We start from the raw sequence: 17,476 nt of genomic DNA, 5'->3' as shown, positions 1-17,476 counted from the left end.
TTCATAACACAAATAACAGGAAGTCGTGCTGCCGTTTCGCTATGATCCCGGCTGCTTTCTCTCCACCGAGTCGAATATGTCAGCTGTTGATCTGGGCACAGCCCCGCTATCTCGCCTTTTCTGGCGTTACGTAACCCCGACCGTGGCGGCCATGCTGATCACCGGCATCTATGTCACCATCGATGGCATCTTCGTTGGCCATGTGCTGGGTCAGGATGGCATGGCCGGTCTGATGCTGGCTTATCCCATCTGCGCCGTGCTCTATGCGGTGGGGGCGCTGATCGGCATGGGGGCCTCGTCGCTGGTCTCCTTCTATCTGGGGCAGGGCAATCCGGCCAAAGCCCGCCATATCGTCGGCAATGCCCTGGTGATGGTGTTGCTTGCCTCGGCACTGCTCAGTTTTATCGGGATCCGTTATGGCGAGCCCATGCTGGCCTGGATGGGGGCGGAGGGGGAGATCTTCACCGCCGGGCTCTCCTACCTGCAGGCCTACGCCTGGCTGGGCGTCTTTGCGGTGCTGTCGATGGCGTTCAGCTCGCTGCTGCGCAACGATGGCCGCCCCGGATTTGTCACCCTCATCATGGTAGTCGGGGGGCTGCTCAACGTGCTGCTCGATTATCTGCTGATGGTGGTGTTTCCGTTCGGACTGGCCGGGGTGGCGACGGCCACTATGCTCTCCCAGGCGGTGACGGGACTCGCCTGCTTGTGGCACTTCTTCACGCCGCGCAGCCAGCTGAGGATAAGCTGGTACACCTTGCGCCCCGATCTGCGGCTGATGGGCGAGACGGTGCGCCTCGGGATATCCAGTTTTCTGATGTACCTCTATCTCTCGGTAGTGCTGGCGCTGCACAACAAGGCGTTGCTGGCGGTGGGTACTTCGCTGCATGTGGCGGCCTACGGGGTGATCAGTTACACCGAGGCCTTCTTCTATCTGGTGTTTGAGGGTATCGCCATGGGTATCCAGCCCATCGCCAGCTTTAACGCGGGCGCCGGTCACTGGCGGCGGGTGCTGCGGATCCGCAATCTGGCACTCGGAGTGACGTTGGGGATCGCCCTGTGCGCCATGTTCCCGCTTTATCTGTGGCCGGAGGCGGCGGTCTATCTGTTTGCCGGGGACAACGCCACCCTGCTGCCGGTGGCGAGCCTCGGGATCTGGCTCTACTTCTGGGGGCTGCCGATGGAGGGCTTGCTGCTGGTGGGGGCCACCTACTTCCAGGCCATCAACCGGGCCCGCATCGCTTCCCTGCTCACCGGTGGCAAGCTGGTGCTGATCGGCGGTTTCTTGTGGGGATTCTCGACCCTGTGGGGCGTGCCCGGGGTCTGGCTTGCATTGCCAACGTGCAGCTCATTGCTGGTGTTGGTGATGTGGCGGGCGATGCGTCGGGAGTCCGGCGCCCACGCACTGGCCGGATAGGCAATGAGGAACGACGTGCAGATAGCAGACAGGCAGCCATGGGCTGCCTGTTTTGTTAGAGGATGTTTTGTTAACGGGCTCTGCCGATTCAGGGCTTGAAGGCACCGATAAATATGGCGGGATCGACCCGGGTGTCGTTGAGGCTGACGTTCCAGTGCATATGGGGGCCGGTAGCGCGGCCGGTCGAACCGACTCGCCCGACGATGCCGCCACGCGGCAGGCTCTGGCCGAGCTTCACATCTACCTTCGACATGTGGCAGAACATGCTGATGAGCCCCTGACCGTGGTCGACAAAGACGGTATTGCCATTGAAGAAGTAGTTGCCGATCAGGATCACCTTGCCGGCGGCGGGGGACTTGATCGGGGTGCCGGCGCCCACGGCGAAGTCGAGGCCGGAGTGGGGATTGCGCTCCTCGCCATTGAAGAAACGACGCAGGCCAAACGGGCTGGAGAGGGGGCCGTTGACCGGCTTGTCGAACATCAGGTTGCTCGGCTGGTTGGGGCTGAAGGTCTGGTAAGCCCGGGTCTGCTCCGCCAGCTCGCGGTTGATACGAGTCATATCCTCGGCGAGCGGATTGACCTGACGGCTGTTTTTGAGCTTGATGTGCTGCTCGCGGTAGTGCTTGGGGGTGACGGTGAAGCCGAGAGTACGGCCATCACCTGTGGTCAGTTGCTGGGCCCCAAGCGGGTTTTTGAGAGAGATGCCGACGATGGCGATCCACTGGTTGTCTTCGCGTACCACCAGCACGGGTTTGTCGTGATAGCGGGCCGTGGGGGCAGTGGCAGATGCGCCAAGAGGGATCACCGCAACGCCACCCGGCACCGGATGGTTGAGCAGGCGACTGATAAAACCCTCGGCCAGGGCTGACTGGCTGGCCAGTAACAACAACAGACAATACACAACTCTCATGACGATACCACTCGATGTTAAAACGCCCGGGATGGCGGGATGACAACCCCCTGTCCGGTATTCGTCGATCACTAAATGGTGATCACGGCATGCTGGCCACGACAGGCGCGGCTGGGGAAGGGGGCAGATTGTGCCTCGTTATAGTCGGGGCAGCCAGAGGCGAGGCATGGCTGACGCCCCTTTTGTGCATAGCTGCGTCAGGTTTTATGTCGTGGTCGGGCCGCTTCGCCATTGAGTCGCCCCCGCCCTGGCTCTAGAATCGGCTTCCGGCACTGATGCCACCGACACTCCGAGGAGACGATATGAACGGATTACCCCCTTTGCGCACCACTCCGGCCCGGTACACGACAGGTCGTGGCTGGCTCTGGGTTCGCAGCGGGTTCGATATCTTCAACAAGGGGATGGGGATCAGCGTGGCCATGGTGCTGGTCTGGTTTATGGTGGGCATGCTGCTGGAGCAACTGCCGGCGGGTGGCCTTATCTCCCAACTGCTCTACATGGTGTGGGGCGCGGGTTGGGTGGCGGTCGCCGCTCGGGGTTATCGGGGGGAGCCGCTGCAGTTTGCCGATCTCTTCGCCGGTTTTCGCCACAAGCTGACCCCGCTGATGCTCGGCGGTCTGCTGGTGTTGCTGCTGTTTAGCCTGGTTGGCCTCGTCTGTCTCGGTCTGCTCTCCATGTGGGGGCTGCTCCCGCTGCTGACGCAGGATCCCGAGAGCATGGTGGTCTCAGCCAGCCAGTTGCAACAGCTGCTGCTGGTGTTGCTGGTGGGTATGCTGCTCATCATTCCCGTGCTGATGGGGGTCACCTTTGCTCCTGCGCTGATCTACCACCACGATATCGGCATCATCCAGGCGGTACGGCTGAGCTTTTTCGGCTGCTGGCGCAATATGTGGCCCTTCTTCTGGTGGGGGCTGCTCTCAGCCATTTTGTTGCTGTTTGGCGCTGTGCTGTTGCTGGTAGGTCTGCTGGTGGTGATCCCGGCGCTCAACTACTCCATCTATGTGGCTTATCGGGATATTTTCCTGGACGAGAGTGCGCAGCCGGAAGCGCCGCACTCAGAACCGTTCGGATTTGAAGCCTAATCAAGGGATCAGAGTGAAGAAGGGGCCCGCAGCGGCCCCTTCGTTATGTTTGGGTGTGCGGAGTGCTTACTCCTGCCAGATGGGATCCGCCGCCATGCGGGCCAGCAGAAAATCGAGGAAGCTGCGCAGTAGCGGCGACATCTGCTTGCGGGTGGCATACACCCCGTATACCCCGAGGCGCTTGGGCTGCCAGTCGGTCAGCAGGGGCACCAGTTCCCCGCGCTCCAGATAGGGCTGGGCCGAGTAGCGGGGTTGCAGGCTGATCCCTGCGCCTTCCAGCGTTGCTTCCAGCAGCAGGTTGGAGATATTGGCGCTCAGGTTACCACTGACCGGCACTGACTCGGGACCGTCCGGTCCATTGAACTCCCACAGGCTCTTGCCGAAGTAGGTGTAGGTGAGGCAGTTGTGCAGCGCCAAATCCTGCACCTTGTGTGGCATCGGATGACGGGCCAGATAGGCCGGGCTGGCACAGACCACCGAGTGGCAGGTGCCGAGACGGCGCGCCACCAGATTGGGGTCGAGGTCGTTGGTGATGCGCACCGCCAGATCGATCCGCTCCTCTACCAGATTGACGGTTCTGTCGAGCAGCAGAATGTCGATGGCCGTCCCCGGGTATTGCGCCAGATAGTCGTTGGCAGCCCCGACCAGCAAGGCTTCCGACAGGGAGTAGCTGCTGGTGATCCGCAGTTGCCCCTTTGGGGCGTCATCCCCCTTCACGGCGATCTGCTCCATCTCTTCGCCGAGCGCCAGCATGGCACGGGCCCGGTTCAGCGCCTCCTCTCCCGGTCCGGTCAGACTCAGACGACGGGTGGTGCGGTGCAGCAGGCGGGCGCCCATCCAGCTCTCCAGCTCGGCCAGATAGCGCGACACCATGGCGCGCGACATATCCAGTTTCTCTCCGGCGCCGCTCAGGCTCCCTTGTTCGACTACGCTGACAAAGACCCGCAATGCGGTCAGTCGATCCATGTATGGCTCTCTATATGTTCGATATGTGCAACAGTGATGCGCTTTTTATGCTGTATTTGCACCTTAAGTGATCCAATACACTGTGTCCATCAAATGAACCCCCGAATACTTAATGAGGAATAGATGATGAACAACACCCTGATCCGCAACTTGACTCTGGCGACCACCCTGCTGAGTGGCGCCGCACTGGCCGCCCCCCTGAGCGTGACCGTCTACAACCCTGGCGAGAAGGCGATCTTCCCGGTCTCCTCCTCACTGGTGACCGGTGACAAAGAGGCCATCCTGATCGATGCCCAGTTCGACGTGCAGAATGGTCAGGCGCTGGTCGACATGATCAAGAAGAGCGGCAAGAAGCTGACCACTGTCTATATCAGTGCCGGTGACCCCGACTTCTACTTCGGTCTGGAGCCGGTCATGGCGGCGTTCCCGGATGTCAAAGTGCTGGCCGACCAGCATGTGGTTGACCATATCAACAAGACCAAGGATGCCAAGCTGAGCTACTGGAGCCCGATCCTCGGCAAGGGCGCACCGAAGAGCCTGACCGTGCCGCAAGTGATGACCGCCAGTCACCTGACGCTGGATGGCGAGAAGATTGAAATCAAAGAGATGAACACCCCGAATGCCTACCTCTGGGCCCCTTCCATCAAGACTGCTTTTGGTGGTGTGCCGGTTTACCACGGGGTGCATGTCTGGATGGCGGACAGTCAGACCAAAGCGGCTCGCAGCAACTGGGTCAAGGCGCTGGATAACCTGCTGGCCCTGAAACCCGAGCGTGTGGTACCGGGCCACTTCCTGGGCACTGCTCCCAAAGGCACTGCTGCTGTGAGCTTTACCCGTGATTATGTAGAGCGTTTCGAACAGGAGCTGGCCAAGGCGAAAAACTCCAGTGAGCTGATTGAGGCTCTGAAGAAGGCCTATCCGGCACTGCCGGTTGACGATGGTCTGGCCATCGGTGCCAAGGTCAATACCGGCGAGATGAAGTGGTAAGCCACTGAGCCTGCTTTCCCTGTGTTTTTTTACCGGGCCTAAGGGCCCGGTTTTTTATCCGAGATCGAAGTGAGAATGAAGATGAGCGAACAACAAACCACCCTCCATTATGTCTATGACCCGCTCTGTGGCTGGTGCTACGGTGCCGCCCCCCTGTTGCAGGCGGCCGCCACCATTGCTGGGCTCAAGATCGATCTGCATGCGGGCGGTCTCTGGCTGGGGAGTCGCCGTCAGCCGATGGGCGAGGCATTGCGTGATTATGTGCGCCCCCATGATCAGCGGATCGAAGCGCTGACCGGCCAGCATTTTGGCGAACGCTACTTTAACGAACTGCTGCTGCGGGAAGGGTGTCTGCTGGACTCCGAGCCGCCGATCCGTGCGGTTTTGGCAGTCACGACATTGGGGGGCGATGGGCTGGCCATGTTGCACCGGATCCAGCAATCCCACTATCGGGACGGGATCTGGATTGGTGAGTCTGCGTTTCTTGCCACGCTGGCGGCAGAGCAGGGGATTGCAGCCGAGGCATTCCAGCAAGCTTATCTGCAGGCCCCCTTGCTGCAACATCTGGCAGATAGCCAGGGCTGGATGAAGCGGCTAGGCGGTCAGGGTTATCCTACTTTGGGTATAGAACGAGGGGGAAAACTCGAAAGGATAGAGGTCAACCAGTATCTGGGGGAGCCGGAGTTGCTGATCCCACGACTGTTGCGTGCAATAGAGTAAACCGTTAATAGTCTGCGGTAGTTAAAGTGGCCCTCTCTGCGTGTCGATAGCGATATATGGTGCTTATGCAAACTACAAAAGCACAGCTCTACGGCTATGCTCAATTACAAAAACATGAACACATAGCTCCTATCAAAACCGACATTAAACGATGACACGCAGTTAAGGATGAATCTATGCTCCAGAATATGTCCATAGGCCAGAAGTTGAGTACTGGCTTTGCGGTGCTGGCACTTTGCGTATGCCTGCTTGCCGGGTATGGCGTCTCACGACTGTCGTATCTCAATCAACAAAACACTGTATTGGCAGAGAACCTTATCCCTTCTGTTCGCTATGCAAGTCAGATGCATATTGCACTGCTTGATGCTCGGCGTTTCCAATTATCTATGGTGATCGCGATGGGCTACAACGACAGTGCGGATATTGAACGAACCCAACAAGGTGTGATGGATTCAAAGGCACGTTTTGAGCAGGCTGCGGCTAATTACGGCGGATTGGCTTTTAATGCTGCTGATGAAGAGCAAACCTTTAACGCGTTGAAGACTGCCGGAAATGCCTTTTTTACAGCGCATGACCCGCTATATCAGGCAGTGAAACAGAGTAGTGACAAGACAAGAGAGATTTTGCAAGGGAATCTCAGAACCACGCTGGAGCAGGCAACAAAATTAACGATGGATTTGCGTGAGATAAATGAGCGTATTGGCAAGGAGATGGATGCCCAAGGTGAAGAGGCATACACCAGCTCCAAATTCCTCAGTATCTTGACTGGCGCAGCGACTCTCATTTTCGTGGTGTTGATTGCATGGTATTTGAGTCAGCAAATCAAACGACCCGTTAATCGCTTGCTGGAACTTGTTGGTAGCGTCGCGGCTGGTGATTTGACTCATCGTGTGGAGTTGAATGCGTTTAATCAGGATGAATTAGGACAACTGGCGAAAGGCTTTGCGCAAATGCAAGAAAACTTGCGCAAACTGGTTGGGGAGGTATCCGGTTCTGTTGTACAGATGAGCTCTGCGGTAGAAGAGATCAGTGCCGTAGCAAGGCAGTCAGCCAACAATATGAATGCTCAGCAACATGAGCTGAACCAGCTGGCGACGGCGATGAACGAGATGCAAGCCACGGTGCAGGAGGTCTCTCGCAATACCAGCGATGCGGCCAGTGCCGCCACCTCGGCCAGTGAGACGGCCGAACTTGGTGCGCAAACGGTGAATGACTCCATTCAACGTATTGAACGGGTCGCCGGTGCCATCGAGAGTACCGCGGTGGTGATCCGCCAACTGGGCGATGACAGCCGCAATATCGGCATGGTGCTGGAGGTGATCCGCGGCATTGCCGAACAGACCAACCTGCTGGCATTGAACGCCGCCATTGAAGCGGCCCGTGCCGGTGAGCAGGGACGGGGGTTTGCGGTGGTGGCCGATGAAGTGCGTACTCTGGCCAAGCGCACTCAGGACTCTACCTCCCAGATCAATACCATCATTGCCGAGTTGCAGCAGCGTGCCGAACAGGCGGGCAGTACCATGCAACAGAGTCAGGAGCTGATGAATACCACGGTTGCTACCGCGCGGGAAGCGGGCGAGTCCATCTCCCAGATCAGTGGCTCGGTCAGCAGCATCTCCCACATGAACATCCAGATTGCAACGGCCACCGAAGAGCAGGGAGCGGTGAGCGAGGAGCTCAACCGCAACGTGGTCAATATCAGTCATGCTTCCGAAGAGGTGGCTGCCGGTGCCACCCAGATGGCTCAGGCGTGCAACGAGCTGAACCATCTGGCTACCCAGCTGCAGGATATGGTGCGCCGTTTCAGGGTGTAATCCCTCGACAAGTCAAACAGCCCGATTACCGCAAGGTGATCGGGCTTTTCTGTTTTGAAGGGCACCCAGAGAGGCTCACTGCGAGCCGATGACTTGTCCCGCCGGACGATATTGTGCATGCTGATGGCCCATTTTCCAGGCAGGACTCTTGCTGTATGAATCTTCGCGATCTCGAATATCTGGTGGCGCTGGATGAGGAAAAACATTTTCGCAAAGCCGCCGAACGCTGCTTTGTCAGTCAACCCACCCTGAGCGGTCAGCTGCGCAAGCTGGAGGATGAACTCGGGGTCATTCTGATCGAACGTACCTCGCGCAAGGTGCTGTTTACTCCGGCTGGCGATGCCATGGCCCATCAGGCGCGTCGGGTGCTCAAGGAGGTGCGCGAGCTCAAAAGCATCGGTCAGCACTTCTCCGAGCCGATGTCCGGAGAAATCCATATCGGTTTTATTCCGACCGTGGGCCCCTATCTGTTGCCCCGTATTATCCAGACCCTGCGTGAGCGTTTTCCCCAGCTGGAGTTTTACCTCTATGAGGAGCAGACTCAAACCCTGCTCAAACGGCTGGAAGAGGGGGAGCTGGATTGCGTCATTCTGGCCGAGATGCCTGGGATGGAGGGGTTTGGTTCAATCCAGCTCTATCATGAGCCGATGTGGCTGGCGGTGCCTTGCCATCACCCCGAAGCACAGGCCAAACAGGTGCCGCTTGGTAATCTCAAGGGCAAGAAATTGCTGATGCTGGCCGATGGCCACTGTTTGCGGGATCAGGCGATGGGATTCTGTTTCGCCGGCGGGATAGGTGAGGATCAACGCTTCAAGGGCACCAGTCTCGAGACCCTGCGCAACATGGTGGCCGCCGGTAGTGGCATGACTTTGGTGCCAAAGTTGGCCGTACCTGCCGATCATGATGAGGGAGGGGTGAGCTATCGACCTGTGGTTGACCCTGTGCCGGGGCGTACCATCTCGCTGCTCTATCGCCACTACTCGGTGCGTCGCCCCTGTTTCAACGAGCTGGCCGCCTCGATCGCCACGCTGATGACCAAGCAGTTGGCCCAATAAAAAAACCGGCAGCCAAGGCTGCCGGTTTTGCTTCTGCCGCGAGAGCAGCTTAGAAGATATCGTCGGTTGAGACAGGCCCTTCTACATCGGGGTTGTCACCACCGTAGACCTGATTGCCATCCGAGCTCGGTGCTGCGTAGCGGGTCGGTTCGGTCCCTTCCTTGAAGTATTCGTCGGTGCCGCCACTGGTTGCCAGCAGGCCGGTTTCGCTATCAATCTTCACCGTCATGATCCCCTCGGGAACCGGCATCTTGTGCTCAGGCAGCTTTTTGAGGGCGACTTTCATGAAGTCGATCCAGATAGGCTGCGCGGCGCCACCACCAAACTCGGCACGGCCAAGGCCACGCTGGTGGTTGTCAAAACCGATCCATGAGGTAGCAACGATGTCCGGGGTGTAGCCGGAGAACCAGGCATCCCGCGATTCGTTGGTGGTACCGGTTTTACCGGAGATGTCGTGACGTTTCAGGTCGCGGGCTGCACGCCAGCCGGTACCACGCCAGCCGTTGCCACCCCAGATGGCTGTGCTCAGGGTGTCGGTGATCAGGAACGCACTCTGGGCACTGATGGTATGCGGGGCAATGGTTGGCGCGAGAGGGGTCTGCGTGCCATCTTGTGCGGCTCCATCAACAGTTGGCACCGGCAGTGTGCTCTGCTCGGGTGCGGCCTGCTGTTCGCAGGTGGTGCAAGCAATAGCAGGATTGGCCTGATAGAGGGTGTTCTCCAGACTGTCGGTCACTTTGTCGATGAAGTATGGGGTCACCAGGAAGCCACCGTTGGCCAGTACCGAGTAACCACGCACTACCTCGAGGGGGGTGAATTCGGCAGCACCCAGCGCCAGCGACTCATGGGGAGAGATGAAGTCGCGGGGGAAGCCAAAGCGGGTCAGACCGTCGATATAGGTATCCAGACCGATGGCGCGCATCAGTCGAACCGACATCACGTTCTTGGACTTGGCCAGACCCAGACGCAGCGGGGTGGGGCCATCATAAACGGCCGGGGAGTTCTTGGGCTGCCACATGGGCCCTTTTGACGGATCCCACTGGTTGATCGGCGCATCGTTGATGAGCGACGCCAGGGTATAGCCATGCTCCAGCGCGGTCGCATAGAGGAAAGGCTTGATATTGGAACCGATCTGGCGACGCGCCTGATCGACTCGGTTGAATTTGGAGAGTTCGAAGCTGAAACCACCGACCAGTGCTTCCAGAGCCCCATTTTTCGGGTTCATGGCAACCAGCGCGGCGTTCACATCCGGGATTTGGGCCAGCAGCAACTCTTCGCCCTCTTCCCGCACCCAGATCTGGGCGCCGACTTTCAGCACATCGCGCGCCGATTTCGGGGCATAGCTCTGACGGTCGTCGGTAATAAAGGAGCGGGCCCATTTAATGCCGTTCCAGCCGAGCTCTGCTTCCTTGCCATTTTTCAGTACCAGCGTGGCGCTGCGATCACCGAGCTTGGTCACGACTGCCGCCATCAGCGGATCATAAGTGGGCTGCTTGCCAAGGTGAGCGACGATCTGCTCGTAATCCCAGGCTGTCTCGCCAGCCTTCCACAACTGAGCCGTCGGGCCGCGATAGCCGTGGCGCATGTCATAGGCAAAAACGCCATCCAGCAGTGCCTGTCTTGCTGCCCGCTGACGTTCGGCAGAGACGGTCGTGTAGACGTGCAGGCCCATGGTGTAGGCATCTTCACCAAACTGCTCGACCATCTTCTGACGCACCATTTCCCCCAGATAGGGTGCGTGCAGGGTCACTTCGGCGCCGTGAAAACGGGCCTTGATCGGCATTTTGGACGCTTCGTCAAACTGGGCCTGAGTGATCTTGCCGGTTTCCAGCATCCGGCCCAGCACCACGTTGCGGCGAGCAAAGGCGCGTTCGGGGGAGCGGATGGGGTTGAGCATGGAGGGGGCTTTCGGCAGACCTGCAATGATGGCGATCTCGTCCAGTCCCAGATCCTTGACCTCTTTACCAAAGTAAACCTGTGCCGCAGCACCGATCCCGAAGGAGCGATAACCGAGGGGGATTTTGTTGAGGTAGAGTTCGAGGATCTCGTCTTTTGAGAGATTCTGCTCGATCCGCCAGGCAAGGAAGACCTCCTTGATCTTGCGGATGATGGTCTTCTCATTGCTCAGGAAGAAGTTGCGGGCAACCTGCTGGGTGATGGTACTGGCCCCCTGACGGGCATGGCCGGAAACAGCCCAGACGGATGCAGCTCGAATGATACCTATCGGGTCAATGCCCGGGTGCTCATAGAAACGTGCATCTTCGGTCGCCAGTACGGCATCGATCATGGGTTGCGGAATTTCGTCCAGACGCAGCGGAATGCGACGAATTTCGCCATATTGGGCGATCAACTCCCCATCCCGGCTGTAAACCCGCATCGGGGTTGCCAGCTTGACGTCACGCAGTGCGGTGACATCGGGCAGTTGGGGTTTGATATAGAAGTAGATACCGATGAGGCTGGCAACACCCAGCACTGCACCCAGCATCATGACAATAAACAGGCGAACGAGCCATTTCAGCATGGAAGAACTACCAATCGTCTTAAAATTAGCCAACGGGCGCAGAGTATAGCCCTTTTGCCATCGGGAATTCGAGGTTTTCCTGTGGCGAGCCACCCACCTCAAAAGGATGCGAGAGGTTAGCACTACAGGGAGCAATTACCAAGGAGGGCCACTTGCGATGAAGAAAGCGAGATGGGTCACTTTTCGACATAAACTTTATGACATTGATAGTTAGAGCATTTAGGATGAGTGAAGCACTCCTCTGATCGGGTGTCCTACACTCTGTTCAGGAATAAAACCAAATAACGCATGGATGTGTATATGTTTGGGCTTTTTAACAAGGGATCCCTCCTCCCTCTGGTGGGCATTGATTTTGGCAGCCAGACCATCAAGGCCGTTACCCTCAGTGGCCGACCTGGCAAGCTTCATCTCGAATCGGTCGCCGATATTGCCACCCCGAAAGGGACGCTGGTTGACTATCAATTGCAGGATATCGAGCGCGTCAGCCAATCTCTCAAGACTCTCAAGCGCCTGATCCCAACTCACAGCGACTATGCCGCCACTGCGGTGACCGGCTCCAACGTGATAACCAAGGTGATCCAGATTGATGCCCGCCTCAGCGACAAGGAGCTGGAGAGTCAGGTGCAGCTGGAGGCCGAGCAGATCATTCCCTTCCCCCTCGATGAAGTGAGTCTCGATTTTGAGGTGCTGAGCACCAACAATAGCGAAGATCGTCAAGATGTGCTGCTGAGCGCAGCCCGCACCGAGAGTGTCAACGGCCGGGTCAGCGCCCTTGCCGAAGCCGGTATTGCCGTCAAGGTGGTGGATGTGGGCGCCCATGCGCTGGGCCGTGCCGTGGTGGCCTGTCTGCCCGAATTGCAGGAGAGTGAACGGCCGATCGGAGTGATCGACATTGGTGCCAGTGCCATGACCTTTGCGGCGCTGGTCAAGGGAGAGGTGATCTACTCCCGCTTGCAAAACTTCGGCGGCGATCAGTACAGCCAGGCGCTCTCCTCCTTTTATGGCATGACGCTGGATGAGGCTGAGCAGGCTAAAACCAAAGGTACCTTGCCTGTTGACCATGAGCTGGATGTGCTGATGCCCCACATCAACTCGCTGCTGCAGCAAGTGCGGCGCAATATCCAGCTCTTTTGCAGTTCATCCGGTTATCGCGACATCGCAAAACTGGTGCTGACGGGGGGAGGCAGTCTGCTACCCGGTTTGTTGGTACAGGTAAAAGAAGAGGTCAATTGCGAGGTGTTGCACCCGGATCTGTTCGCCCTGTTTGGCAAGCCGAAAGGGGAGGCCGAGCTGGTACATGGTGCTAAATATATGACGGCATTCGGGTTGGCTCTGAGGAGTTTCACACCATGTCAAATATAAACCTTCTACCCTGGCGTGAAGCCCGGGCCCAGCGCCAAAAGAAACAGTTCGGGGCCTTGCTGGGGATTTTTGTGCTGGCCACGGTCGCGCTGGGATTTTTTGCCAACTGGCTGGTTGATCGCCAGATCGTTGCTCAACAGCAGCGCAACCAGCGGCTGGTTCAGGAGATGACTATTCTGGATGCCCAACTGGGGGAGATCCGTCTGCTCAAAGAGCGTCGCAAGGAGCTGATCGATCGGATGCAGCTCATCGAGCAGTTGCAGATGCGACGCAATGTGCCCGTCCGCCTCTTCAATCAGCTGCCTTCACTGGTGCCCAACGGGGTTTACCTGAACACCCTCTCGATGCAGAACAATATTATTGATGTTAATGGCAAGACCGAAGCCTATGGTCGAGTGGCCAGCATGATGCGGCGGATTGATGGTTCCGGTTGGTTGGGTCAGGCAAAGATAAGCACTATTTTTGCGGCTGATGTTGCGCCAGTGTCATTGAGCCAGTTTTCCATGATGTTCCTGATCGCCAACAATGCTGCGGCTGCAGGGAATGTGGCCAAGGAGCAACAATGAACCTTCAGCAACTCAACGAGTTGGATATCAATGACATAGCAAGCTGGCCAAAATGGGCAAAAGGGGTCTTCATCTTTTTCTGCTGCGTGTTGACCGGCGGCGCCATCTACTACTACGTGATTGCCAACTCACTGACCAGTTTGACTCAGGAAGCGGGGAAGGAGACCGAACTGAAAGCCCAGTTTGAAAGCAAGGCGATGCTGGCTGCCAACCTGGGGGCATACAAGGCGCAAATGGTTCAGCTTGAGCAACTGGTTGATACCCAGCTCAAGCAGTTGCCCAATACCCATGAGGTCGCCGGTCTGCTGGACGATATCAGCTTTATTGCTACCGACAACGGCTTGAAATTGAACCGGATCAACTGGGAACCTGAGGTCAAGCACGAGTTTTCGACAGAGCTACCGATGCGTATCGAAGTCGTGGGCACTTACCATCAAATTGGCAAGTTCACCGCTGACATGGCCGCCTTGCCCCGTATCGTCATTCTTGACTCCTTCACTCTGGGTCAGAGCAAGGATGAAGGGGAGCTGATTTCGATGTCGATGCTGGCCAAGACCTACAAGTACAACGGTAAAACAGTGGAGCCGAAACAATGAGACGCATCTGCTGGTTATTGCCTGCCCTCTTGCTAGCGGCGTGTGGTGGTCAGGAGGACATGGATAGCTATGTCGCCCAGACCAAAGCAAGGCCACCCATACCTATCGAGCCCTTGCCCGAGCTCAAGCCTTTTGCCCCTATGCACTACCAGCAACGCGAGTTGCGCAGCCCCTTCATGGTTCCCCAGCCTGAGGCGACGGTCGGAAGTACAAGTACTGCCAAGGCCCAGCCGGATTGTGCACAGACCCTGATGGATCGTGAGAAAGAGGTGCTGGAAAATTATTCGCTGGCCAGTCTGTCGATGCATGGTTCTTTGGGTAAGGCGGGTCAGTTGTGGGCCTTGATCAGCACCCCGGATGGCAAATCGATGCGGGTCGGGCTCAACCAGTATATGGGGCTTGATCAGGGCCGGGTCATCAAGATCACTGACACTGCCGTGGATTTGCTGGAAACCATTCCGGACGGGAAGGGGTGCTGGGTAACAAGAGAAACCCAGTTGGCAATGGCCAATGTGCAAGAAAAACAATAATCAGGGACGAACAGCAATGAGAACAACAATAGAGAGTGTATCCAAAGTGGCTTTGCTGTTTTGCGCCAGCGCCCTCAGTCAGGCGTGGGCAGTGGCAACCCTGCAGGAGATCAAGGTCAATCCGCTGCTTGCCGATCAATTGCTGGTGGAGCTCAGTTTCAGTGAGCCGGTCACGGGCTTTACCGATCGTCTCTCTTACCAACCCAATCAGCTGTTGTTGCATATTCCCGGTGCGGTAGGGGCGCTGAAAGTGAACCCGCTGCCGATCCAGCGCCTGGGGGTAGATAATATCAAGGTTGAGGGTAAGGGCGCAGGTCTGGATATCAAGATCGCACTCGATCAGCTTGCTCCCTATCAGGTGCAGCAACAGGGGAACAAATTACTGGTGTCATTGGGCGAGGGGGCCTCTTCCGGGCTCATCAATGGTGAGAGCGCCCTGATTGCACCCGCAACCTCGGCTACTCCTGTGCCAGCGCCCTCTGCTATGGTGGCCACACCCTCTCCTTCGGCGCTGCTCAATCCTCAGGTCGTTGCCCGGTCTATGCCTGTTGCGCCCGTGACAACGCCGGTAGCCACACAGCCTGCCAGCAAGCCGGTGCTCAACAACTATCAAAGTAGTGGGGGCGGCGCCTATTTCAACTCGGTTACCGGTGTGGATTTTCGTCGTGGCAAAGATGGCCAGGGGGAGTTCCTGGTCACGCTGGATAACAGCTCGGCCGCTGTTGATGTGAGCAGCCGCGGTCAGACCGTACTGGCCAAGTTTCATGGCACTCGGGTACCGGATGGTTTGCTTAATCTGATCAACGTGCAGGATTTTGCAACGCCGGTCTCTCAGGTTGAAGTCTCCCGGCAGGGGAGCGATACCCTGTTTGAACTGTCGATCAATGGTCAGTTTGATTACCGTTACGATCAGGCAGACAAGCTCTTCATTATCGAGGTGAAAAAGCGTACGACGGCCACGGCATCCAAGCAGTATCAGGGCAAGCCCATCTCATTGAACTTCCAGGATATTCCAGTCCGTACCGTGTTGCAGCTGATCGCAGATTTCAACAACCTTAACCTGGTAACTACTGATTCGGTGGCGGGCAATATTACCCTGCGTCTGGATGGGGTGCCGTGGGAGCAGGCGCTCGACATTATTTTGAAGGTTCGGGGTCTGGATAAGCGGCTGGATAACAACATCTTGCTGGTAGCGCCTGCAGAAGAGATCGCAACGCGCGAGAAGCAGCAACTTGAGAGCCGCAATCAGGTCGCTGATTTGGCGCAGCTCTATACCGAATATCTGCAGATAAACTATGCCAAGGCCTCGGAAGTGGCTGCCCTGCTCTCTTCCGAAAGTACCAAGTTGCTGTCACCCCGTGGTGCGGTGAGCGTTGACGAGCGAACCAACGTGCTGGTGGTCAAGGATACCGCCGATGTCATCAGCAGCATCAAACGGATGCTCGATATCCTCGATATTCCGGTCAAGCAGGTGGTTATCGAGGCGCGGATGGTGACCATTGACGACGGCTTTGATGAAGCGCTCGGGGTGCGGTGGGGAGTGACCAAAAACGATGGTCATGGCAACAGTACGTCCGGTTCCATAGCGGGGAATGATGGCTCTGGTAACAACAATGGTGGCTCGACAATTACCAGACCGACAGCAGACGATCGGTTGAACGTCAACCTGCCGGTGACCAATGCGGCCGGTACTTTGGCCTTCCAGGTTGCCCGTTTGGCTGATGGCACCTTGCTGGATCTCGAGTTGTCGGCGCTGGAAAAAGAGAGCAAGGCCGAGATTATAGCCAGTCCGCGCGTGACCACTGCGAACCAGAAACCGGCGCTGATCGAGCAGGGTACCGAGATCCCCTATGTGGAGTCCTCTTCCAGTGGCGCTACCTCGGTTACCTTCAAGAAGGCGGTATTGAGCCTGAAGGTTACTCCGCAGATCACCCCTGACAATCGGGTGATTCTCGATCTGACCGTGACCCAGGATACCAAGGGTGAAACGGTACCGACTGGTACCGGTGATGCGGTTTCCATCAACGCCCAGTCTATCACCACTCAGGTGTTGGTGAACAATGGCGAGACGCTGGTACTGGGCGGCATCTATCAGCAGACCATCAAGAGCGATGTGACCAAGGTGCCGCTGCTTGGCGATATCCCCGGATTGGGGGCCCTGTTCCGCAAGACCACCAGCGAGAACAAAAAGCGGGAGTTGCTGATTTTCGTGACGCCCAAGATAGTCACCGACGCCTTCTGAATGCTTTACATGTGAAGGTAAAACACATATAACCTTACGCCCCAATGAGGCTGGGGCGTAAGGGCTGCGGTTGCCAGTCCCGATATCTATTGAGATAATCCCCCTCCTGATCCATCGCAAGATAAGGTTCATAGGTACCCCGATCCAGTATTCATCGGGGTCGTACAGTTTGTAATTACTAACGAAAAGACATGGCTGAGAAACGCAATATTTTCCTGATAGGTCCCATGGGTGCGGGCAAGAGCACCATAGGTAGACATCTGGCAGAACAACTGCATATGGAGTTTTTCGACTCAGATCATGAGATTGAGCGCCGCAGTGGTGCTGATATCGGCTGGGTGTTCGATGTTGAAGGCGAAGAAGGTTTCCGGATTCGCGAAGAGAAGGTGATCGGCGAATTGTCAGAGCAGCAGGGTATCGTGCTGGCGACGGGTGGCGGTGCCATCAAGAGTCGCGAAACCCGCAACAAGTTGTCTGCTCGCGGCATCGTGGTCTACCTCGAAACCACTATCGAAAAGCAGCTGGCGCGCACACAGCGAGACAAACGCCGCCCTCTGCTACAGACCGAAGAACCGGCACGCGAAGTGCTGGAACGTCTGGCACAAGAGCGCAATGCCCTGTATGAAGAGGTTGCCGACTTTGTTGTGCACACCGATGACCAGAGCGCAAAAATCGTTGCCAATCAAATTGTAAAGCTGATCGGTATGTAAT

General features: G+C 57.2%; 15 protein-coding genes. 12 read left to right on the top strand and 3 right to left on the bottom strand.

What is annotated here, in order from left to right:
- Nucleotides 1-76: 76 nt before the first annotated feature.
- Nucleotides 77-1,414, top strand: coding sequence for an MATE family efflux transporter (locus L972_RS10045; protein ID WP_047438201.1), 1,338 nt, complete (start codon nt 77-79; stop codon nt 1,412-1,414).
- Nucleotides 1,415-1,502: 88 nt separating this feature from the next.
- On the opposite strand, the gene L972_RS10040 is transcribed toward L972_RS10045, so the two are convergent.
- Nucleotides 1,503-2,324, bottom strand: a complete 822-nt coding sequence (locus L972_RS10040; RefSeq protein ID WP_047437961.1) for a peptidoglycan DD-metalloendopeptidase family protein — start codon at nt 2,322-2,324, stop codon at nt 1,503-1,505.
- A gap of 302 nt (nt 2,325-2,626) precedes the next feature.
- Between L972_RS10040 and L972_RS10035 the strand changes: the two genes are divergently transcribed.
- Nucleotides 2,627-3,406 carry a BPSS1780 family membrane protein gene (locus L972_RS10035; protein WP_021229782.1) on the top strand — a complete coding sequence of 260 codons (780 nt, stop codon included), beginning with the start codon at nt 2,627-2,629 and terminating at the stop codon, nt 3,404-3,406.
- Nucleotides 3,407-3,472: 66 nt separating this feature from the next.
- Here L972_RS10035 and L972_RS10030 read toward each other — a convergent pair whose 3' ends face one another.
- Entirely contained in the window at nt 3,473-4,372 is a 900-nt protein-coding gene (locus L972_RS10030; RefSeq protein WP_005362277.1) for a LysR family transcriptional regulator, read from the bottom strand.
- Nucleotides 4,373-4,498: 126 nt separating this feature from the next.
- Here L972_RS10030 and L972_RS10025 point away from each other — a divergent pair, with 126 nt between their 5' ends.
- From L972_RS10025 to oxyR, 4 genes are all read left to right on the top strand, one after another.
- Nucleotides 4,499-5,359: a Vmh family MBL fold metallo-hydrolase gene (locus L972_RS10025; protein WP_047438199.1), complete on the top strand. Its 861-nt coding sequence runs from the start codon at nt 4,499-4,501 to the stop codon at nt 5,357-5,359.
- Between the two features lie 75 nt (nt 5,360-5,434).
- On the top strand, nt 5,435-6,079 hold the full coding sequence (locus tag L972_RS10020) for a DsbA family protein (protein ID WP_047437959.1): 645 nt from the start codon (nt 5,435-5,437) through the stop codon (nt 6,077-6,079).
- Nucleotides 6,080-6,255: 176 nt separating this feature from the next.
- Nucleotides 6,256-7,893, top strand: a complete 1,638-nt coding sequence (locus L972_RS10015) for a methyl-accepting chemotaxis protein (RefSeq protein ID WP_021229786.1) — start codon at nt 6,256-6,258, stop codon at nt 7,891-7,893.
- A 155-nt stretch (nt 7,894-8,048) separates the two neighbouring features.
- Nucleotides 8,049-8,948 (top strand): DNA-binding transcriptional regulator OxyR, encoded by a 900-nt coding sequence (oxyR, locus tag L972_RS10010; RefSeq protein ID WP_047437957.1) that lies wholly within the window; start codon nt 8,049-8,051, stop codon nt 8,946-8,948.
- Nucleotides 8,949-8,997: 49 nt separating this feature from the next.
- On the opposite strand, the gene L972_RS10005 is transcribed toward oxyR, so the two are convergent.
- Entirely contained in the window at nt 8,998-11,469 is a 2,472-nt protein-coding gene (locus L972_RS10005) for a penicillin-binding protein 1A (RefSeq protein ID WP_047437955.1), read from the bottom strand.
- A gap of 300 nt (nt 11,470-11,769) precedes the next feature.
- Here L972_RS10005 and tapM point away from each other — a divergent pair, with 300 nt between their 5' ends.
- The 6 genes from tapM to aroK all read left to right on the top strand — a co-directional run bounded on the left by tapM (nt 11,770) and on the right by aroK (nt 17,475).
- Nucleotides 11,770-12,831: a PilM family type IVa pilus assembly protein TapM gene (gene tapM, locus L972_RS10000; RefSeq protein WP_040066887.1), complete on the top strand. Its 1,062-nt coding sequence runs from the start codon at nt 11,770-11,772 to the stop codon at nt 12,829-12,831.
- Entirely contained in the window at nt 12,819-13,397 is a 579-nt protein-coding gene (tapN, locus tag L972_RS09995) for a PilN family type IV pilus biogenesis protein TapN (protein WP_005353997.1), read from the top strand. The genes tapM and tapN overlap by 13 nt, the downstream gene beginning before the upstream one ends.
- Nucleotides 13,394-13,993: a PilO family type IV pilus biogenesis protein TapO gene (gene tapO, locus L972_RS09990; RefSeq protein WP_005353996.1), complete on the top strand. Its 600-nt coding sequence runs from the start codon at nt 13,394-13,396 to the stop codon at nt 13,991-13,993. The genes tapN and tapO overlap by 4 nt, the downstream gene beginning before the upstream one ends.
- A complete protein-coding gene (locus tag L972_RS09985; protein ID WP_005335020.1) occupies nt 13,990-14,523 on the top strand; it encodes a pilus assembly protein PilP in 534 nt (177 codons plus the stop codon). Before tapO ends, L972_RS09985 begins: the two co-directional genes overlap by 4 nt.
- 16 nt (nt 14,524-14,539) lie before the next feature.
- Nucleotides 14,540-16,765, top strand: coding sequence for a type IV pilus secretin PilQ family protein (gene pilQ / locus L972_RS09980; protein ID WP_047437953.1), 2,226 nt, complete (start codon nt 14,540-14,542; stop codon nt 16,763-16,765).
- Between the two features lie 191 nt (nt 16,766-16,956).
- Nucleotides 16,957-17,475 carry a shikimate kinase AroK gene (aroK, locus tag L972_RS09975; protein WP_005335014.1) on the top strand — a complete coding sequence of 173 codons (519 nt, stop codon included), beginning with the start codon at nt 16,957-16,959 and terminating at the stop codon, nt 17,473-17,475.
- Nucleotide 17,476 lies beyond the last annotated feature (1 nt).

This window comes from Aeromonas sp. ZOR0001 (assembly GCF_000801015.1).
Classification (GTDB): domain Bacteria; phylum Pseudomonadota; class Gammaproteobacteria; order Enterobacterales; family Aeromonadaceae; genus Aeromonas; species Aeromonas veronii.
The sequence above is the reverse complement of the archived record's forward strand: the minus strand, read 5'-3'. Positions and strand labels throughout refer to the sequence as shown.